Raw genomic sequence first — 14,506 nt, 5'->3', positions numbered from 1 at the left:
CTTGCCCTCCAGCACTTGCAGGCCCTGCCCTCCGGGAATCTCCGCGGCCGCCCGCGGCGTTGGCAAACCACCGGCCACTTCCGGGCAGAGGGCAACCACCCGCCCTTCTTGCAACCAGTTGGCCAATTGATCGAACGGGCCACTGGCACCGCCGTCGTAACGCACGCGGTGACCCAACAGGCAGCGGCTGACCAGAATCTTATGCATCATCAGAATGGCTCGTTACCGCGCCGGCGAAACCAGCCGGTCAAGGACAGCCGTTCGCGGGTCGCGGGCAAGACTTCATGGGGCACCTCGCCGGAGAGAAACACGACCAATTGGCCTCCGACGGGAAGCACATCGTATTGCCCCTGATCCTTGAGGTACATGCGCAATTGTCCGCCGTGCTCGGGCAACCACTGCGAATTGAGGTAGATCACGGCCGACACCATGCGCCGATCATCGTCACGAAAACGATCGACGTGACGCTTGTAGAACGCACCCGACGGGAACATCGCAAAGTGGCATTCAAAATCCTCAAGCCCGAGAAACAACCCTCGGTTGAGTGCCTCGCGCAGGCTGTCCATCAGCCCCAGGTAGGTGTCACTGGCCTCGGCCTGCCCGGGCTCGATCCACTGAATATGATCGCCACGAATACCCTCGCGAATTTCCTGGGTCGGACCACGCCCCACCGCCGCGGGAGCCAATTCGCCTTCAGCCGCACGCTTGCGGCACTCTGCCGCCAGTTCGAGGGTCAGAGCCTCAGGCAGGAAAATATTCTGCTGCGACCAGCCACAGGCAGCCAGGTCGTCGACGATGCTCAACAACAGCGGGTGATCAGAAGGTATTTGCATGGCGCGCATAGTATCCAGCATCAGATAAATCTGACAGAGCCGCAGAGCGGAGGATTGAGCATTTTTTCAATAAGCTTTCACATCATTACCTTGGCGAGTGATCCTGATACGAATTCTCGACAACCACCGCCTCGCCCCGGAGAATAGTCGCCTGCTGACAGGAGTCCTTATGCGCCGTTTGCTTTTCTCACTGCTGATGTTCTGCGCCTTGCCCGCTTGGGCAGACAGCCACGACCAGTTGTACAAGGTCGCCGGTTGGCCGCAACAGCGCGCGCATTTCAGCGATGCCCTCAGCGCCGCCCAACAGCGCTATCAGAATAGTCTGCCGCCGGCGGTATACCAGGCATTGCTGGAGAACAGCAACCAACGCTTCGCGCCCGAGGCCGTGGACCGTCGCGCCGAAACCCAACTGCGTCAGAACCTTGCCGATCCCGCGCCTGCGCTGGCGTTCTTCCAATCGCCCCTGGGACGCAAGATCGTCGCTGCCGAACTGCTTGCCACCCGTCGTGACCAACTGGCCAAAAACGCTCAAGGTCTGCCGAAGATGCAGGTCAGCGACAACCGTCAACTGATCATCGGCCACTTGGCCCAGGCACTGCCGGCACGGGAAGCCGGCGCAGAGGTCAGCCTGGCAATCGCCGGGGTCGCCGCCGACAGCCTGAGCCAGATGATTCCCGGCTTGCTCGGCGGTGGTCAGGCTCAAGGCATGCTCAATGGCCAACGCCTGCGGCTGATGCAGCAGATTGGCACGGATCTGAACAACACCTTGCTGTACGTCTATCGGGACTTGTCCGACACCGAACTGGAAGAATTCGCCACCTTCGCCGAATCCACTGAGGGCAAGGCCTATTACCAGGCAGCCCTGGCAGCGATTCGCGCCGGCCTGGCGGTCGGCCAGAGTACCTCCAGCCTCGCCCCCTGATCCCGCAAACTCACCTGTAGCCGCTGCCAAGCCCACGAGGCTGCGCAAAGGTGGGCAGGACCTTGCCTGGCAATCTAGCGCCGAACCTCCAGCGACTCTTCGGGCCGTTCGCAGCCTACGGCAGCGGCTACACCCATCTCCCACGGCTCAGACGTGCTGGGTCAGAAAGGCGAAGTACTGATCGCGGTACAAGGGAATTTCATTGGCCAGATGGTGCCGCGCCTGCGGCAACAGCAGCACCTCGGGGGTGGCGAATTTGCCCTGGATCACCTGCAGGTTGTGCTGCCAGTCCACTGTCATGTCCGCTTGCCCCTGAACGATCAGCGGGTGCCTTGAACTGCGCGGAGCCTTTTCCAGACGCTTGATCCAGCGCGCCAGCGCACCGACCCAGGCCGTTGGCAAACGCTGTGGCTGCAACGGGTCTGCCTGCAGGAAAGCGAGGAATTGCGCGTCGTTGGAGTTCTCGCTGAAGCGCCGGGCAATTCCGCTGACAAAGGGCCGCAACAGGTAATAGCTAAGCATCGACCAGCCCCAGGCCCGTGGCCGCACCAGCGGTGACAACAGAATCACCTGGCCCTGGGCCGGACTCTCGGCGCCCTGGTTGAGCAGGTGATCCATGATGATCGCACCGCCCGTGCTCTGCCCGAACAAATGCCAGGGTTGCGGCAGCTCCAGAGCCCGGGCTTGCGCGAACAAGCCTTGCAGGACCCGCTGATACACCGCGAAATCATCGATGCTGGCCCGCTCGCCGCTGGATAGACCATGCCCGGGCAGATCACAGGAAATCACCACGAAATGGCGCTGCAGCGCCCATTCGATTACATGCCGGTACAACCCCATGTGATCGTAGAAACCGTGGAACAAAAACAGCGTCGCCCGTGGCTGCTCCGGCCACCAGACTTGGCAGACCACCTCATAACCGTCCACTTGAAAACGCCCCAGGCGACTGCGCGGCACCAAGGCGCGGCCGGCAAAATCCAGCCCATAGAAGCGCTGGTAGGCCTGAGCCTCGACCGACAAGGGTTGCCCCGCCGTCAGAGGCTGCAGGCTGGCGCGCAGGTGATCGGGGTCGAAGTTCACGGACATAAGGGTTTCCAAAGCTGGGGCGACGGCGACAAAACAGAGTTTCTGGGCCTGCGATATTCATCTGTCGCAGCAGGCATGGCAAGCTACGCGACCTTCGAGGATCAATCTTAATGCGCCCGTCTTACCGCACGCCCCTGCTTGCCAGTCTGCTGGTCCTGATCTGCGCCGTTGTGCTGTGGAGCGCCTACGACTGGTTTCAGGGTCGCTATCTGCGCGCCTTCAGTGAACACACCGCGGTGTTTTCCGGCGACCCCTTGCAACTGCCCATTGAGCTGGCCGGCCCCGGGGCAATCCGCCTGGTGCACTTCTGGGACCCCGCCTGCCCGTGCAACGTCGGCAACCAGCAGCATCTGGCCGAGCTGATCGACGCTTACGAGCCGCGTGGCGTAACGTTTTATTCCGTGCAAAAACCCGGCAGTCACGGCCAGTTGCCCGCCACCCTGAACCGCCTCAAAGCCCTCGACCACCTGCCCGGTGCGGAACACATTCCCGCAAGCCCTGCGGTCGCGATCTGGGACCGCAGCGGGAAGCTGGCGTACTTCGGCCCCTACAGCGAAGGCCTGACCTGCAACTCCAGCAATAGCTTTATCGAGCCCATCCTCCAGGCCCTGGAAGACAATCGCGGCGTCAGCGCCACCCACACCCTGGCGGTCGGTTGCTACTGTCCCTGGCCATCCGCTGCTGACTAAGGCATTCGCGACTATTCAGGGACTGCCTCCTGCGCGTCTTCCCTAACTTGTGCTAAATGTTTGCAGCGCTGTGACAAGCGGCATCGAACAACAACATCAAGGAACCCGCATGAAACGCAGCCTGACCGTCGTCGCCGTTCTGATCATCGCCCTGCTAGCAGGTGCTGCCGGTTACCTGTACAGCAAGCAACCGACACGCCAGGGCCAGATCGAACTCAGTGGCTTGCAGGGCTCGGTCACCGTGCGCTACGACGAACGCGGCGTGCCGCATATCCGCGCTGAAAGCGAAGCCGACCTGTACCGCACCCTGGGTTACGTCCATGCCCAGGATCGGTTGTTCCAGATGGAAATGCTGCGGCGCCTGTCCCGGGGTGAGTTGGCCGAAGTCCTCGGGCCCAAGCTGCTGGACACCGACAAACTGTTCCGCAGCCTGCGCATCCGCGAACGGGCCGACAGCTACGTGGCTGGACTCGACCGCCAGTCTCCCGCCTGGAAGGCCCTGGAAGCCTATCTGGACGGCATCAACCAGTATCAGGACAGCCACGCCAGCCCCCTGGAGTTCGATGCCCTGGGCATCCACAAACGACCGTTCACCGCGGAAGACACCGTCAGCGTTGCCGGCTTCATGGCCTACAGCTTCGCCATGGCGTTTCGCACCGAACCGCTGCTGACTTACATCCGCGATCAGTTGGGTAATGACTACCTCAAGGTCTTCGACCTCGACTGGCAACCCAAGGGCGTGCTGGCCAAAGGCAAGCCGGCGGCGTCCTCGCCCATGGCCGCCATCGATTGGCAGGACCTGGGCCGAATTGCCCGCCTGAGCCAGGCAGCTTTCGTCGAGGCCGGGCTGCCGCAATTCGAAGGCAGTAACGCCTGGGCCGTAGCCGGCACTCGGACCAAGAGCGGCAAGCCGCTGCTGGCCGGCGACCCGCACATTCGCTATTCCCTGCCATCGGTGTGGTACGAAGCGCAACTGTCGGCACCGGGCTTTGAGCTCTACGGCCATCATCAGGCCCTGGTGCCCTTCGCCTTCCTGGGCCACAACCTGGATTTCGGCTGGAGCCTGACCATGTTCCAGAACGACGACCTCGACCTGATCGCCGAGCAGGTCAACCCGGAAAACCCCAATCAGGTGTGGTTTCACGACCAGTGGGTGGACCTGATCAGCAGCACCCAGCAGATCGCGGTCAAGGGCCAGCCCCCAGTGACCCTGACCCTACGCCGATCGCCCCACGGCCCGATCATCAACGACATGCTCGGCACCACCGTGGGCAAAGCCCCGGTGGCGATGTGGTGGGGGTTCCTGGAAACCCCGAATCCGGTCCTCGAAGGTTTCTACCAGCTCAATCGCGCCAATACCCTGGCCAAGGCCCGGGCTGCCGCGGCCAAGGTTCATGCACCGGGGCTGAACATTGTCTGGGCCAACGCCAAGGGCGATATCGGCTGGTGGGCCGCGGCACTGCTGCCCAAGCGTCCGGCCGGGGCCAAGCCGGCATTCATGCTCGACGGCAGTACCGCCCTGGCGGACAAAGAAGGCTTCTATCCCTTCAGCACCAACCCCCAGGAAGAGAACCCGGCCCGGGGTTACATCGTTTCCGCCAACTTCCAGCCGGTTTCCCCTACGGGCATGGAAATTCCCGGTTACTACAACCTCCCTGACCGTGGTCAGCAACTGGATCGTCAGCTCAGCGACAAAAGCCTGAAGTGGGACCTGGAAAACACTCAGAAACTGCAACTGGGCACCACCACCGACTATGGCCCGCGCCTGCTGGCGCCACTGCTGCCCGTACTGCGTGAAGTGGTCAGCGACCCCGAGGAACTCAAACTGGTGGAGCAATTGGCCACGTGGCAGGGCGACTACCCGCTGGACTCCACCAGCGCCACCCTGTTCAACCAGTTCCTCTTCGAGCTGGCCAAGGCCGCCTTCCATGAAAAACTCGGCGACGCCTACTTCGATGCTCTGGTCCAGGCCCGGGTGGTGGATGCCGCACTGCCGCGGCTGGCGGCCGATCCCGACTCACCCTGGTGGGACAACCGCACCACGCCCCAGCGGGAAAGCCGGGCCGACACGGTCAAAGTGGCCTGGCGCGCCAGCGTCGACCACCTGCGGCTGACCCTGGGCGCCAACCCGGCGCAGTGGCGCTGGGGTAGCGCCCACACCCTGACCCACAGCCACCCGCTGGGCATGCAGAAGCCCCTGGACCGGATATTCAACGTCGGCCCCCTGGACGCCCCGGGCAGCCACGAAGTGCCGAACAACCTCACCGCCAAGATCGGCCCAGCCCCCTGGTCGGTGATATATGGCCCCTCGACCCGACGCATCATCGACTTCGCCGACCCGGCCCACAGCCTGACCATCAACCCGGTGGGCCAGAGCGGCGTGCTGTTCGACAAGCACTACGACGATCAGGCCGAGGCTTACATTGAAGGCGTCTACCAGCAGGCACATTTCACTGATGAAGAGGTCAGCGCCAATACCCGCAGCACCCTGAAGTTCCTGCCGGCTCGCACCCGCCAGTAACAACCGGGCAATAAAAAACCTCGCGCCGTAACCGGTCGCGAGGTTTTTTAGTGCTCGACCAGAATCAGGCCGTTTCAGGTGCCTGCGGCCGCCGCACATCCGGCTGCTTCCAGGAATCCACGGCGCTCTCTTCGATGGCCTGCTGGATCGCCCGCTTGCGGGCCTCCTCGGCACGACGACTGAAGAACCACACCAGGAAGGTCACCAGCGATACCGCCAGCAGGATCAAGCTGGCCACGGCGTTGATCTCAGGTTTCACCCCCAGGCGCACCGCCGAGAACACTTCCATCGGCAAGGTGGTGGAACCCGGGCCGGACACGAAACTGGCCAGCACCAAGTCATCCAGGGACAGCGCGAAGGACATCATGCCGCCCGCCGCCAGGGATGGCGCGATCATCGGGATGGTGATCAGGAAGAACACTTTCCACGGCCGCGCGCCGAGGTCCATGGCCGCCTCTTCGATGGACAAGTCCAGCTCACGCAGACGGGCCGACACCACCACTGCCACATAAGCGGCGCAGAACGTGGTGTGAGCGATCCAGATAGTCACCACTCCCCGCTCCTGGGGCCAGCCGATAACCTGGGCCATGGCCACGAACAGCAGCAACAGCGACAGACCGGTGATCACCTCAGGCATGACCAAGGGCGCGGTGACCAGGCCACCGAACAGCGTGCGCCCCTTGAAGTGCGAGATCCGGGTCAGCACGAAAGCGGCCAGCGTACCCAACGCCACCGCCGCAACGGCGGTGTAGCAGGCAATTTCCAGGGAACGCAGCACCGACCCCATCAATTGAGTGTTGTCCAGCAAGCCGATATACCACTTGATCGACCAGCCGCCCCAGACCGTTACCAGCTTGGAGGCGTTGAACGAATAGATCACCAGGATCAGCATCGGCAGGTAGATGAACAACAGACCCAATACCAGCATCAGGCTGGAGAAACTGAAGCGCTTCATTCCTTGCCCTCCATTTCCTTGGCCTGACTGCGGTTGAACAGGATGATCGGCACAATCAGGATCGCCAGCATCACCACTGCCAGGGCGGAGGCCACCGGCCAGTCACGGTTGTTGAAGAACTCTTGCCAGAGCACCTTACCGATCATCAGGGTTTCCGGGCCGCCCAGCAGCTCCGGAATCACGAACTCGCCCACCACTGGAATAAACACCAGCATGCAGCCCGCAATGACACCGTTTTTGGACAGTGGCACGGTGATCTTCCAGAAGCTGTTGAAGGTGCTCGAGCCCAGGTCCGAAGCGGCCTCCAGTAGACTCGCGTCATGTTTCACCAAGTTGGCGTAGAGCGGCAGGATCATGAACGGCAAGTAGGAATAAACCACGCCGATATACACCGCGATGTTGGTGTTGAGGATCTGCAGCGGCTCGTTGATCAACCCCATGGACATCAGGAAGCCGTTGAGCAGGCCGTTGTTACTGAGGATGCCCATCCAGGCGTAGACGCGGATCAGGATCGCGGTCCAGGTCGGCATCATGATCAGCAGCAGCAACACCGTTTGCAGCTCTTTGCGGGCACTGGCGATGGCATAGGCCATCGGATAACCGATCAGCAGACAGAGGATGGTGCTGAAGAACGCCATCTTGAGCGAGCCGAGGTAGGCCGCGATATACAGCTCGTCGTCCCCCAGCAAGGCGTAGTTGCCAAGGTTGAGCAATAACTGCAGCTTCTGATCGACGTAGCTGTAGATCTCGGTGTATGGCGGGATGGCCACGTCTGCTTCGGCGAAGCTGATCTTCAGGACGATGAAGAACGGCAGCATGAAGAACATGAACAACCAGATGAAAGGCACCCCGATGACCAACTGACGGCCACCGGGAATTATTCGATTGAGTCGGCGCTTGAGCTTTCGCATGTTCATGAGCGCAGCACCACGCCACTGTCGTCTTCCCACCAGACGTAAACCTGGTCCCCCCAGGTCGGCCGTGCGCCACGGCGCTCGGCGTTGGCAACGAAAGACTGCACCAGTTTGCCGCTTGGCAGTTCGACGTAGAACACCGAGTGACCGCCCAGGTAAGCAATGTCGTGGACCTTGCCGCTGGACCAGTTGTACTCGCAGCTCGGCATTTCAGCCGTCACCAGGAGCTTTTCCGGACGGATCGCGTAGGTCACCGACTTGTCCTGCACCGAGGTACTGATGCCGTGGCCGACGTAGATATTGCGGTCCAGGTCCTTACAAGTGATCAAGGCGTGGCCTTCGGCGTCGTCCACCACTTCGCCTTCGAAAATGTTGACGTTGCCGATGAACTCGCAGACCAAGCGGCTGACCGGGGTTTCATAGATATCGATCGGGCTGCCGATCTGCGCGATCCAGCCCAGGTGCATGATGGCGATGCGTTCGGCCATGGTCATGGCCTCTTCCTGATCGTGGGTCACCATCACACAGGTCACGCCGACGCGCTCGATGATTTCGACAAGCTCAAGCTGCATCTGCGAACGCAGCTTCTTATCCAGGGCGCCCATGGGTTCGTCCAGCAGCAACAGCTTGGGACGCTTGGCCAGGGAACGGGCCAGGGCCACCCGCTGGCGCTGGCCGCCAGACAATTGGTGTGGCTTGCGCTTGGCGTACTGGCTCATCTGCACCAGCTTGAGCATTTCCGCCACCCGGGCGTCGATTTCCGCTGCCGGGATTTTGTCCTGCTTGAGACCAAAGGCAATGTTCTGCGCCACGGTCATGTGTGGGAACAAGGCGTAAGACTGGAACATCATGTTGATCGGCCGTTCGTACGGCGGCATGTCGGTGATGTCCACGCCATCGAGGAAGATTCGCCCCTCCGTTGGCCGTTCGAAACCGGCCAGCATCCGCAGCAAGGTGGACTTGCCCGAACCCGAGCCGCCGAGCAGGGCGAAAATCTCGCCTTTCTTGATTTCCAGGGACACATCGTCCACGGCAACCGTCTCGTCGAACTTCTTGGTGACCCGGTCGATTTTGACCAGCACCTGCTTAGGTGTCTGGTCGCCCTCGAGGGCTTTCTTATAGGCGCCGGAGGCAACTGCCATTTGCGAAACTCCCAACAAAATTTTCAGCCCACCCCACGCGGGTGGACCTTGGATAGTTTGAGCCTGTGGAACTACTTACCCGTCTTGACCTTGGTCCAGCTACGGGTCATCAAGCGTTGGATCTTGGGTGGCAGCTCGGTGGACACATACATCTTGTCGAGCACGGCCTGCGATGGATAAACCGCTTCATCAGTGCGGATCGATTGCTCCATGAACCTGTCCGCTCCCGGATTGGGGTTGGCGTAACCGACGTAATCACTGACCTGGGCAATCACCTCAGGCTGCAGCAAATAGTTGATGAAGGCATGAGCTTCCTTGACGTTGCTTGAGTCCTTGGGGATCGCCAGCATGTCAAACCACAGGGCCCCGCCTTCCTTCGGAATCGCATAGGCGATGTTCACACCCTTGCCCGCGTCGGCGGCCCGGGCCTTGGCCTGGAACACGTCGCCGGAAAACCCGATAGCCACGCAAATATTGCCGTTGGCCAAGTCCGAGATGTACTTGGACGAATGGAAATAGGTCACGTAAGGACGCACGGCCAGCAGTTTGGCCTCAGCCTGCTTGTAGTCCTTGGGATGGGTGCTATTGGCATCCAGGCCCAGGTAGTTGAGGACCGTGGGCAACATCTCATCGGCAGAGTCGAGGAAGGCCACGCCGCAGGTGCTGAGCTTCTTGATGTTCTCAGGCTCGAACAAAACACCCCAGGAGTCGATCTTGTCCACGCCCAAGGCCGCTTTGACCTTGTCTACGTTGTAACCGATGCCGTTGGTGCCCCACAGATAAGGCACGGCGTATTGGTTACCCGGGTCGTTCATCTCCAGGCGCTTGAGCAGCACCGGGTCGAGATTCGAATAGTGGGTCAACAGGCTCTTGTCGAGTTTCTGAAACGCCCCGGCTTTGATCTGCTTACCCAGAAAGTGGTTGGACGGCACCACCACGTCATAACCAGTGCGACCGGCCAGCAACTTGCCTTCCAGGGTTTCATTGGAATCGAAAACGTCATACACGGGTTTGATACCCGTGGCTTTTTCAAAGTCTGCCAGGGTGTTCTGACCGATATAGTCGGACCAATTATAAATATGCACGGTCGGTGCAGCCTGAACACCCGCTACCAGCGTCAGGCCGGCCGCAACCAGCATGGCTTTGCGAAATAAAGAAATAGGCAAGTGGAGGTCCTCTTCAATAGTTGGGCTCAAGTTACCCCGCGCTACCTGACAGCCTCCGAGCTGCCCAGCAACAAAACCGGCGCGCAACTTACCCTCGATAAACCAATCCAGCAAAACTTTCTGTCATTTAATTGTTTCCTGTTGCCGCCAACACATGACGACGACAACAGGTTAGTGCTGCAAATCGGTTTATTTACCGGATTTAATCTTGGTCCAGCTGCGGGTCAGGAGACGCTGGGTCGCGGCCGGCAAGTCGGCAATCGCGTACAGCTTGGCCTGTACATCAGCAGGTGGGTAAATACCCGGGTCGCTGGTGATCTCTTTATCGACCAGTGGGGTTGCAGCCGCGTTACCGTTGGGGAAACGCACGGCGTTGGTGATCTCGGCCATCACTTCCGGCTTCTGCAGGAAGGTCATGAACTTATAGGCGCCGTCGACGTTTTCCGCGTCTTTAGGAATCGCGACCATGTCATAGAAGCTGCCAGCACCTTCTTTGGGAATGTTGTAGCTGACCTTGACCTTGTCACCGGCTTCGGCGGCACGTGCCTTGGCCTGGTAGATGTCGCCCGAGTACCCCACGGCCACGCAGATGTTGCCGTTAGCCAGGTCGGAGATGTACTTGGACGAGTGGAAGTAGGCGATCGACGGACGGATCTTGAGGAACAGCGCTTCGGCTTCAGCCAACTGCTTTTTGTTCTGGCTGTCGGTTGGATAGCCCAGGTAATGCAAAGCCACCGGAATCATTTCGGTTGGCGAGTCGAGGAAGCTGACGCCACAGGATTTCAATTTCTCAGCATTCTCAGGCTTGAACAGCAGGTCCCAAGAGTTGGTTGGCGCATCAGCCCCCAACGCGGCCTTGACCTTCTCGGCGTTGAAGCCGATGCCGATCGACCCCCACATATAAGGGAAGGCATGCTTGTTGCCCGGGTCGCTCACCGATACCGCCTTGAGCAGCGACTCGTTGAGGTTCTTCCAGTTCGGCAACTTGGACTTGTCCAGTTCCTGATAGACACCCGCCTTGATCTGCTTGGCCAGGAAGTTGTTGGAAGGCACCACCACGTCATAACCGGATTTGCCGGCGAGCAACTTGGCTTCCAGGGTTTCGTTGCTGTCAAACACGTCATAGACCACTTTGATGCCCGATTCGGCTTCAAACTTCTTGATGGTGTCCGGCGCGATGTAATCGGACCAGTTGTAAACGTGCAGAACGTTATCGTCCGCCTGCGCTGCCGCCGCCATCACGCCCATCAGGGACATGGCGAGGAGGGTCTTGCCAGCAAACTTCATACCTAATGCCTTCATGCGTAATGCTCCAATTGTTCTTCTTTAACCACTCGCTTGGCGGCCAATCTACGGGCAACCCAAACGGCGGGTAGTCTGGCAAGATCCAAGGCCGGCTTTCAAGGAAAGACCCGGCCTTTATCTGCGGATGAACACCCTGCCCGCAGGCACCGCGTTCAAAGCCTAGCACTCAGCCCTGAAGGGCACTCAAGGTCAGGTCCAGGCACTTGCGCGCCTTGGTTACCAGTTCGTCGATTTCCGCCTCGCTGATCACCAAGGGCGGCGCGATGATCATGGTGTCGCCCACGGCGCGCATGATCAGGCCGTTATCGAAGCAGAACTGCCGGCAGATCATGCCTGCGCCACGCCCCTCATAACGCGCTCTAGTGGCCTTGTCCTTCACCAGCTCGATCGCCCCCAGCAGACCCACTCCACGAACCTCGCCCACCAACGGGTGATCACTCAGCTCACGCAGACGCTTTTGCAAGTAAGGTGCCGTTTTCTCATGGGCGTGCTGAATAATTTTTTCTTCACGCAGAATGCGGATGTTTTCCAGAGCCACGGCTGCCGCCACCGGATGCCCGGAATAGGTGAACCCGTGGTTGAAGTCGCCGCCTTCGTTGAGCACCGCCACCACCTCGTCGCGAACGATCAGGCCGCCCATAGGGACGTAACCGGAAGTCAGGCCCTTGGCAATGGTCATCATGTCCGCTTTGAGGTCGTAGAAATCGCTACCGAACCACTCACCGGTACGCCCGAAACCACAGATCACTTCGTCGGCGACGAACAGAATGTCGTACTTGGCGAGGATTTCCTTGATCCGCGGCCAGTAGCTGTCTGGCGGCACAATGACCCCGCCCGCGCCCTGGATCGGCTCGGCAATGAAGGCCCCGACGTTGTCCACGCCCAGCTCGAGGATTTTTTCCTCCAATTGATTGGCCGCCCAGATGCCGAACTCTTCGGGGCTCATATCGCCCCCCTCACCGAACCAATAAGGCTGCGGGATGTGGACAATGCCCGGGATCGGCAAATCACCCTGTTCGTGCATAAAGGTCATGCCGCCAAGGCTGGCGCCGGCCACGGTAGAGCCGTGGTAGCCATTGACTCGGCTGATGATGGTTTTCTTGTTCGGTTGGCCCTTGATCGCCCAGTAGTGGCGGACCATGCGCAGCATGGTGTCGTTGCCCTCAGAGCCGGAACCGGTGAAAAACACGTGGTTCATGCCTTCTGGCGCAATATCGGCAATCACCTTGGACAGCTCCAGCGCCGGCGGGTGGGCGGTCTGGAAGAATAGGTTGTAGTACGGCAGTTCGCGCATCTGCCGGCTGGCCGCTTCAGCCAGTTCATCGCGGCCATAGCCGATGGCCACGCACCACAGGCCAGCCATGCCATCGAGGATCTGATTGCCTTCACTGTCCCAGAGATACACACCCTTGGCGTGGGTGATGATCCGTGGCCCTTTCTCCTTCAACTGCTTGAAGTCACTGAATGGTGCCAGGTGGTGATCACTGCTGAGGGTTTGCCACTCGCGGGTTTGCGGGTTTTTGTGAGTCATCAATGTCTCCTAAGTGTCAGTGAAGGCGCCACTGGCGACAGTGGCGCCCGGCGCATCAGACGGCGAACAACAGAAATTCCCGCTCCCACGAACTGATCACGCGCTTGAAGTTTTCGTGCTCGGCCCGCTTCACCGCTACGTAACCGGTGATGAACTTCTGGCCAAGGTACTTCTCGATGGTCTTGCTGTTTTCCATCCGTTCCAGAGCGTCTTCGATGGTCAACGGCAGGCGCAGGTTGCGCCGCTCATAGCCACGGCCAACCACTGGCGCGCTCGGGTTGTGACCTTCGACCATGCCGATGAACCCGCACAGCAAGCTGGCAGCAATCGCCAGATAGGGGTTGGCGTCGGCGCCCGGCAGGCGGTTTTCCACCCGACGATTCTGTGGTCCGGCATCCGGCACCCGCAGGCCCACGGTACGGTTTTCTTCGCCCCACTCGACGTTCACCGGCGCCGAAGTATCGGGCAGGAAGCGGCGGAACGAGTTGACGTTGGGGGCAAACAGCGGCAGCAACTCGGGGATGAACTTCTGCAACCCGCCAATGTGGTTGAGAAACAGTTGGCTCATGGTCCCGTCTTCATTGGAGAAGACGCTCTTGCCGGTGTTGATGTCGATGATGCTCTGGTGCAGGTGCATGGCGCTGCCAGGCTCGCCGGTCATCGGCTTGGCCATGAAAGTGGCCGCTACGTCGTGCTTGAGCGCAGCCTCGCGCATGGTGCGCTTGAACACCAGAATCTGGTCCGCCAGAGACAGCGCATCACCGTGACGGAAATTGATCTCCATTTGCGCTGTGCCGTCTTCGTGGATCAGGGTATCCAGGTCCAGCTCTTGCAGTTCGCACCAGTCATAGACGTCTTCGAACAGTGGATCGAATTCGTTGGCCGCTTCGATGGAAAACGACTGGCGGCCGGTTTCCGGGCGGCCAGAGCGGCCAATCGGCGGCTGTAACGGGTAGTCCGGGTCGTCACTGCGCTTGGTCAGGTAGAACTCCATCTCCGGCGCCACGATGGGCTGCCAGCCGTGGTCGGCATACAGCTTGAGGACCTTCTTCAAGACGTTGCGCGGCGACAACTCAATGGGGTTGCCCTGCTTGTCGTAGGTGTCGTGGATCACCTGAGCGGTAGGCTCGATGGCCCAAGGCACGAGGTACACCGCGTTCTGGTCCGGACGGCAAATCATGTCGATATCCGCCGGGTCCAGTAGTTCGTAATAGATGTCGTCTTCGACATAGTCGCCGGTCACGGTCTGCAACAACACGCTCTCGGGCAGGCGCATGCCTTTTTCGGCAATGAACTTGTTGGTCGGCGAGATCTTGCCCCGGGTGATGCCGGTCAAGTCGCCAATCATGCATTCGACTTCTGTGATCTTGTGGTCTTTCAACCAATCGGTGAGCTGGTCGAGGTTGTTACTCATAAATGCCTCTAGGCTGAGTTTCCTGACT

The 14,506-nt window shown here is 60.2% G+C and carries 13 protein-coding genes; 3 read left to right on the top strand and 10 right to left on the bottom strand.

All coding sequences use genetic code 11. The features are described from left to right. Positions 1 to 207, bottom strand: a 207-nt coding sequence (locus tag PLD_RS14270) for a 2-thiouracil desulfurase family protein (protein ID WP_159893746.1), incomplete at its 3' end; no start/stop codon positions are given. Positions 208 to 209: 2 nt separating this feature from the next. After that, entirely contained in the window at positions 210 to 842 is a 633-nt protein-coding gene (locus PLD_RS14265) for a 2OG-Fe(II) oxygenase (protein WP_178116114.1), read from the bottom strand. A 160-nt stretch (positions 843 to 1,002) separates the two neighbouring features. Here PLD_RS14265 and PLD_RS14260 point away from each other — a divergent pair, with 160 nt between their 5' ends. Continuing rightward, complete coding sequence (locus tag PLD_RS14260; RefSeq protein ID WP_159889720.1) at positions 1,003 to 1,755, top strand: DUF2059 domain-containing protein; 753 nt, start codon at positions 1,003 to 1,005, stop codon at positions 1,753 to 1,755. Between the two features lie 147 nt (positions 1,756 to 1,902). Here PLD_RS14260 and PLD_RS14255 read toward each other — a convergent pair whose 3' ends face one another. Next, positions 1,903 to 2,841, bottom strand: a complete 939-nt coding sequence (locus PLD_RS14255; protein ID WP_159889722.1) for an alpha/beta hydrolase — start codon at positions 2,839 to 2,841, stop codon at positions 1,903 to 1,905. Between the two features lie 110 nt (positions 2,842 to 2,951). On the opposite strand from PLD_RS14255, the gene PLD_RS14250 reads away from it, so the two are divergent. Beyond that, positions 2,952 to 3,530, top strand: coding sequence for a DUF6436 domain-containing protein (locus PLD_RS14250; protein WP_159893734.1), 579 nt, complete (start codon positions 2,952 to 2,954; stop codon positions 3,528 to 3,530). A 109-nt stretch (positions 3,531 to 3,639) separates the two neighbouring features. After that, positions 3,640 to 6,051, top strand: a complete 2,412-nt coding sequence (locus tag PLD_RS14245) for a penicillin acylase family protein (RefSeq protein ID WP_159893732.1) — start codon at positions 3,640 to 3,642, stop codon at positions 6,049 to 6,051. Between the two features lie 64 nt (positions 6,052 to 6,115). Here PLD_RS14245 and PLD_RS14240 read toward each other — a convergent pair whose 3' ends face one another. The 7 genes from PLD_RS14240 to PLD_RS14210 form a co-directional block, all read right to left on the bottom strand. Continuing rightward, positions 6,116 to 7,006 (bottom strand): ABC transporter permease subunit, encoded by an 891-nt coding sequence (locus tag PLD_RS14240; protein WP_159893730.1) that lies wholly within the window; start codon positions 7,004 to 7,006, stop codon positions 6,116 to 6,118. Further along, on the bottom strand, positions 7,003 to 7,884 hold the full coding sequence (locus PLD_RS14235) for an ABC transporter permease subunit (protein WP_256674634.1): 882 nt from the start codon (positions 7,882 to 7,884) through the stop codon (positions 7,003 to 7,005). The genes PLD_RS14240 and PLD_RS14235 overlap by 4 nt, the downstream gene beginning before the upstream one ends. Positions 7,885 to 7,919: 35 nt before the next feature. Further along, complete coding sequence (locus PLD_RS14230) at positions 7,920 to 9,062, bottom strand: ABC transporter ATP-binding protein (protein WP_159893726.1); 1,143 nt, start codon at positions 9,060 to 9,062, stop codon at positions 7,920 to 7,922. Between the two features lie 71 nt (positions 9,063 to 9,133). Continuing rightward, positions 9,134 to 10,228 (bottom strand): polyamine ABC transporter substrate-binding protein, encoded by a 1,095-nt coding sequence (locus PLD_RS14225; RefSeq protein WP_159893724.1) that lies wholly within the window; start codon positions 10,226 to 10,228, stop codon positions 9,134 to 9,136. Between the two features lie 189 nt (positions 10,229 to 10,417). Further along, entirely contained in the window at positions 10,418 to 11,515 is a 1,098-nt protein-coding gene (locus tag PLD_RS14220) for a polyamine ABC transporter substrate-binding protein (RefSeq protein WP_159893744.1), read from the bottom strand. 184 nt (positions 11,516 to 11,699) lie between these two features. Further along, positions 11,700 to 13,064 carry an aspartate aminotransferase family protein gene (locus PLD_RS14215; RefSeq protein WP_159893722.1) on the bottom strand — a complete coding sequence of 455 codons (1,365 nt, stop codon included), beginning with the start codon at positions 13,062 to 13,064 and terminating at the stop codon, positions 11,700 to 11,702. A 55-nt stretch (positions 13,065 to 13,119) separates the two neighbouring features. Then, positions 13,120 to 14,478 (bottom strand): glutamine synthetase family protein, encoded by a 1,359-nt coding sequence (locus PLD_RS14210; RefSeq protein WP_159893720.1) that lies wholly within the window; start codon positions 14,476 to 14,478, stop codon positions 13,120 to 13,122. Positions 14,479 to 14,506: the final 28 nt, after the last annotated feature.

The organism is Pseudomonas sp. LD120 (assembly GCF_009861525.1).
GTDB lineage: Bacteria > Pseudomonadota > Gammaproteobacteria > Pseudomonadales > Pseudomonadaceae > Aquipseudomonas.
The sequence above is the reverse complement of the archived record's forward strand: the minus strand, read 5'-3'. Positions and strand labels throughout refer to the sequence as shown.

Excerpts from the sequence above, each read along its gene's own strand:
- PLD_RS14265 (WP_178116114.1), bottom strand. The coding sequence starts at position 842 with ATGCGCGCCATGCAAATACCTTCTGATCACCCGCTGTTGTTGAGCATC.
- PLD_RS14260 (WP_159889720.1), top strand. The coding sequence starts at position 1,003 with ATGCGCCGTTTGCTTTTCTCACTGCTGATGTTCTGCGCCTTGCCCGCT.
- PLD_RS14255 (WP_159889722.1), bottom strand. The coding sequence starts at position 2,841 with ATGTCCGTGAACTTCGACCCCGATCACCTGCGCGCCAGCCTGCAGCCT.
- PLD_RS14250 (WP_159893734.1), top strand. The coding sequence starts at position 2,952 with ATGCGCCCGTCTTACCGCACGCCCCTGCTTGCCAGTCTGCTGGTCCTG.
- PLD_RS14245 (WP_159893732.1), top strand. The coding sequence starts at position 3,640 with ATGAAACGCAGCCTGACCGTCGTCGCCGTTCTGATCATCGCCCTGCTA.
- PLD_RS14240 (WP_159893730.1), bottom strand. The coding sequence starts at position 7,006 with ATGAAGCGCTTCAGTTTCTCCAGCCTGATGCTGGTATTGGGTCTGTTG.
- PLD_RS14230 (WP_159893726.1), bottom strand. The coding sequence starts at position 9,062 with ATGGCAGTTGCCTCCGGCGCCTATAAGAAAGCCCTCGAGGGCGACCAG.
- PLD_RS14220 (WP_159893744.1), bottom strand. The coding sequence starts at position 11,515 with ATGAAGTTTGCTGGCAAGACCCTCCTCGCCATGTCCCTGATGGGCGTG.
- PLD_RS14215 (WP_159893722.1), bottom strand. The coding sequence starts at position 13,064 with ATGACTCACAAAAACCCGCAAACCCGCGAGTGGCAAACCCTCAGCAGT.
- PLD_RS14210 (WP_159893720.1), bottom strand. The coding sequence starts at position 14,478 with ATGAGTAACAACCTCGACCAGCTCACCGATTGGTTGAAAGACCACAAG.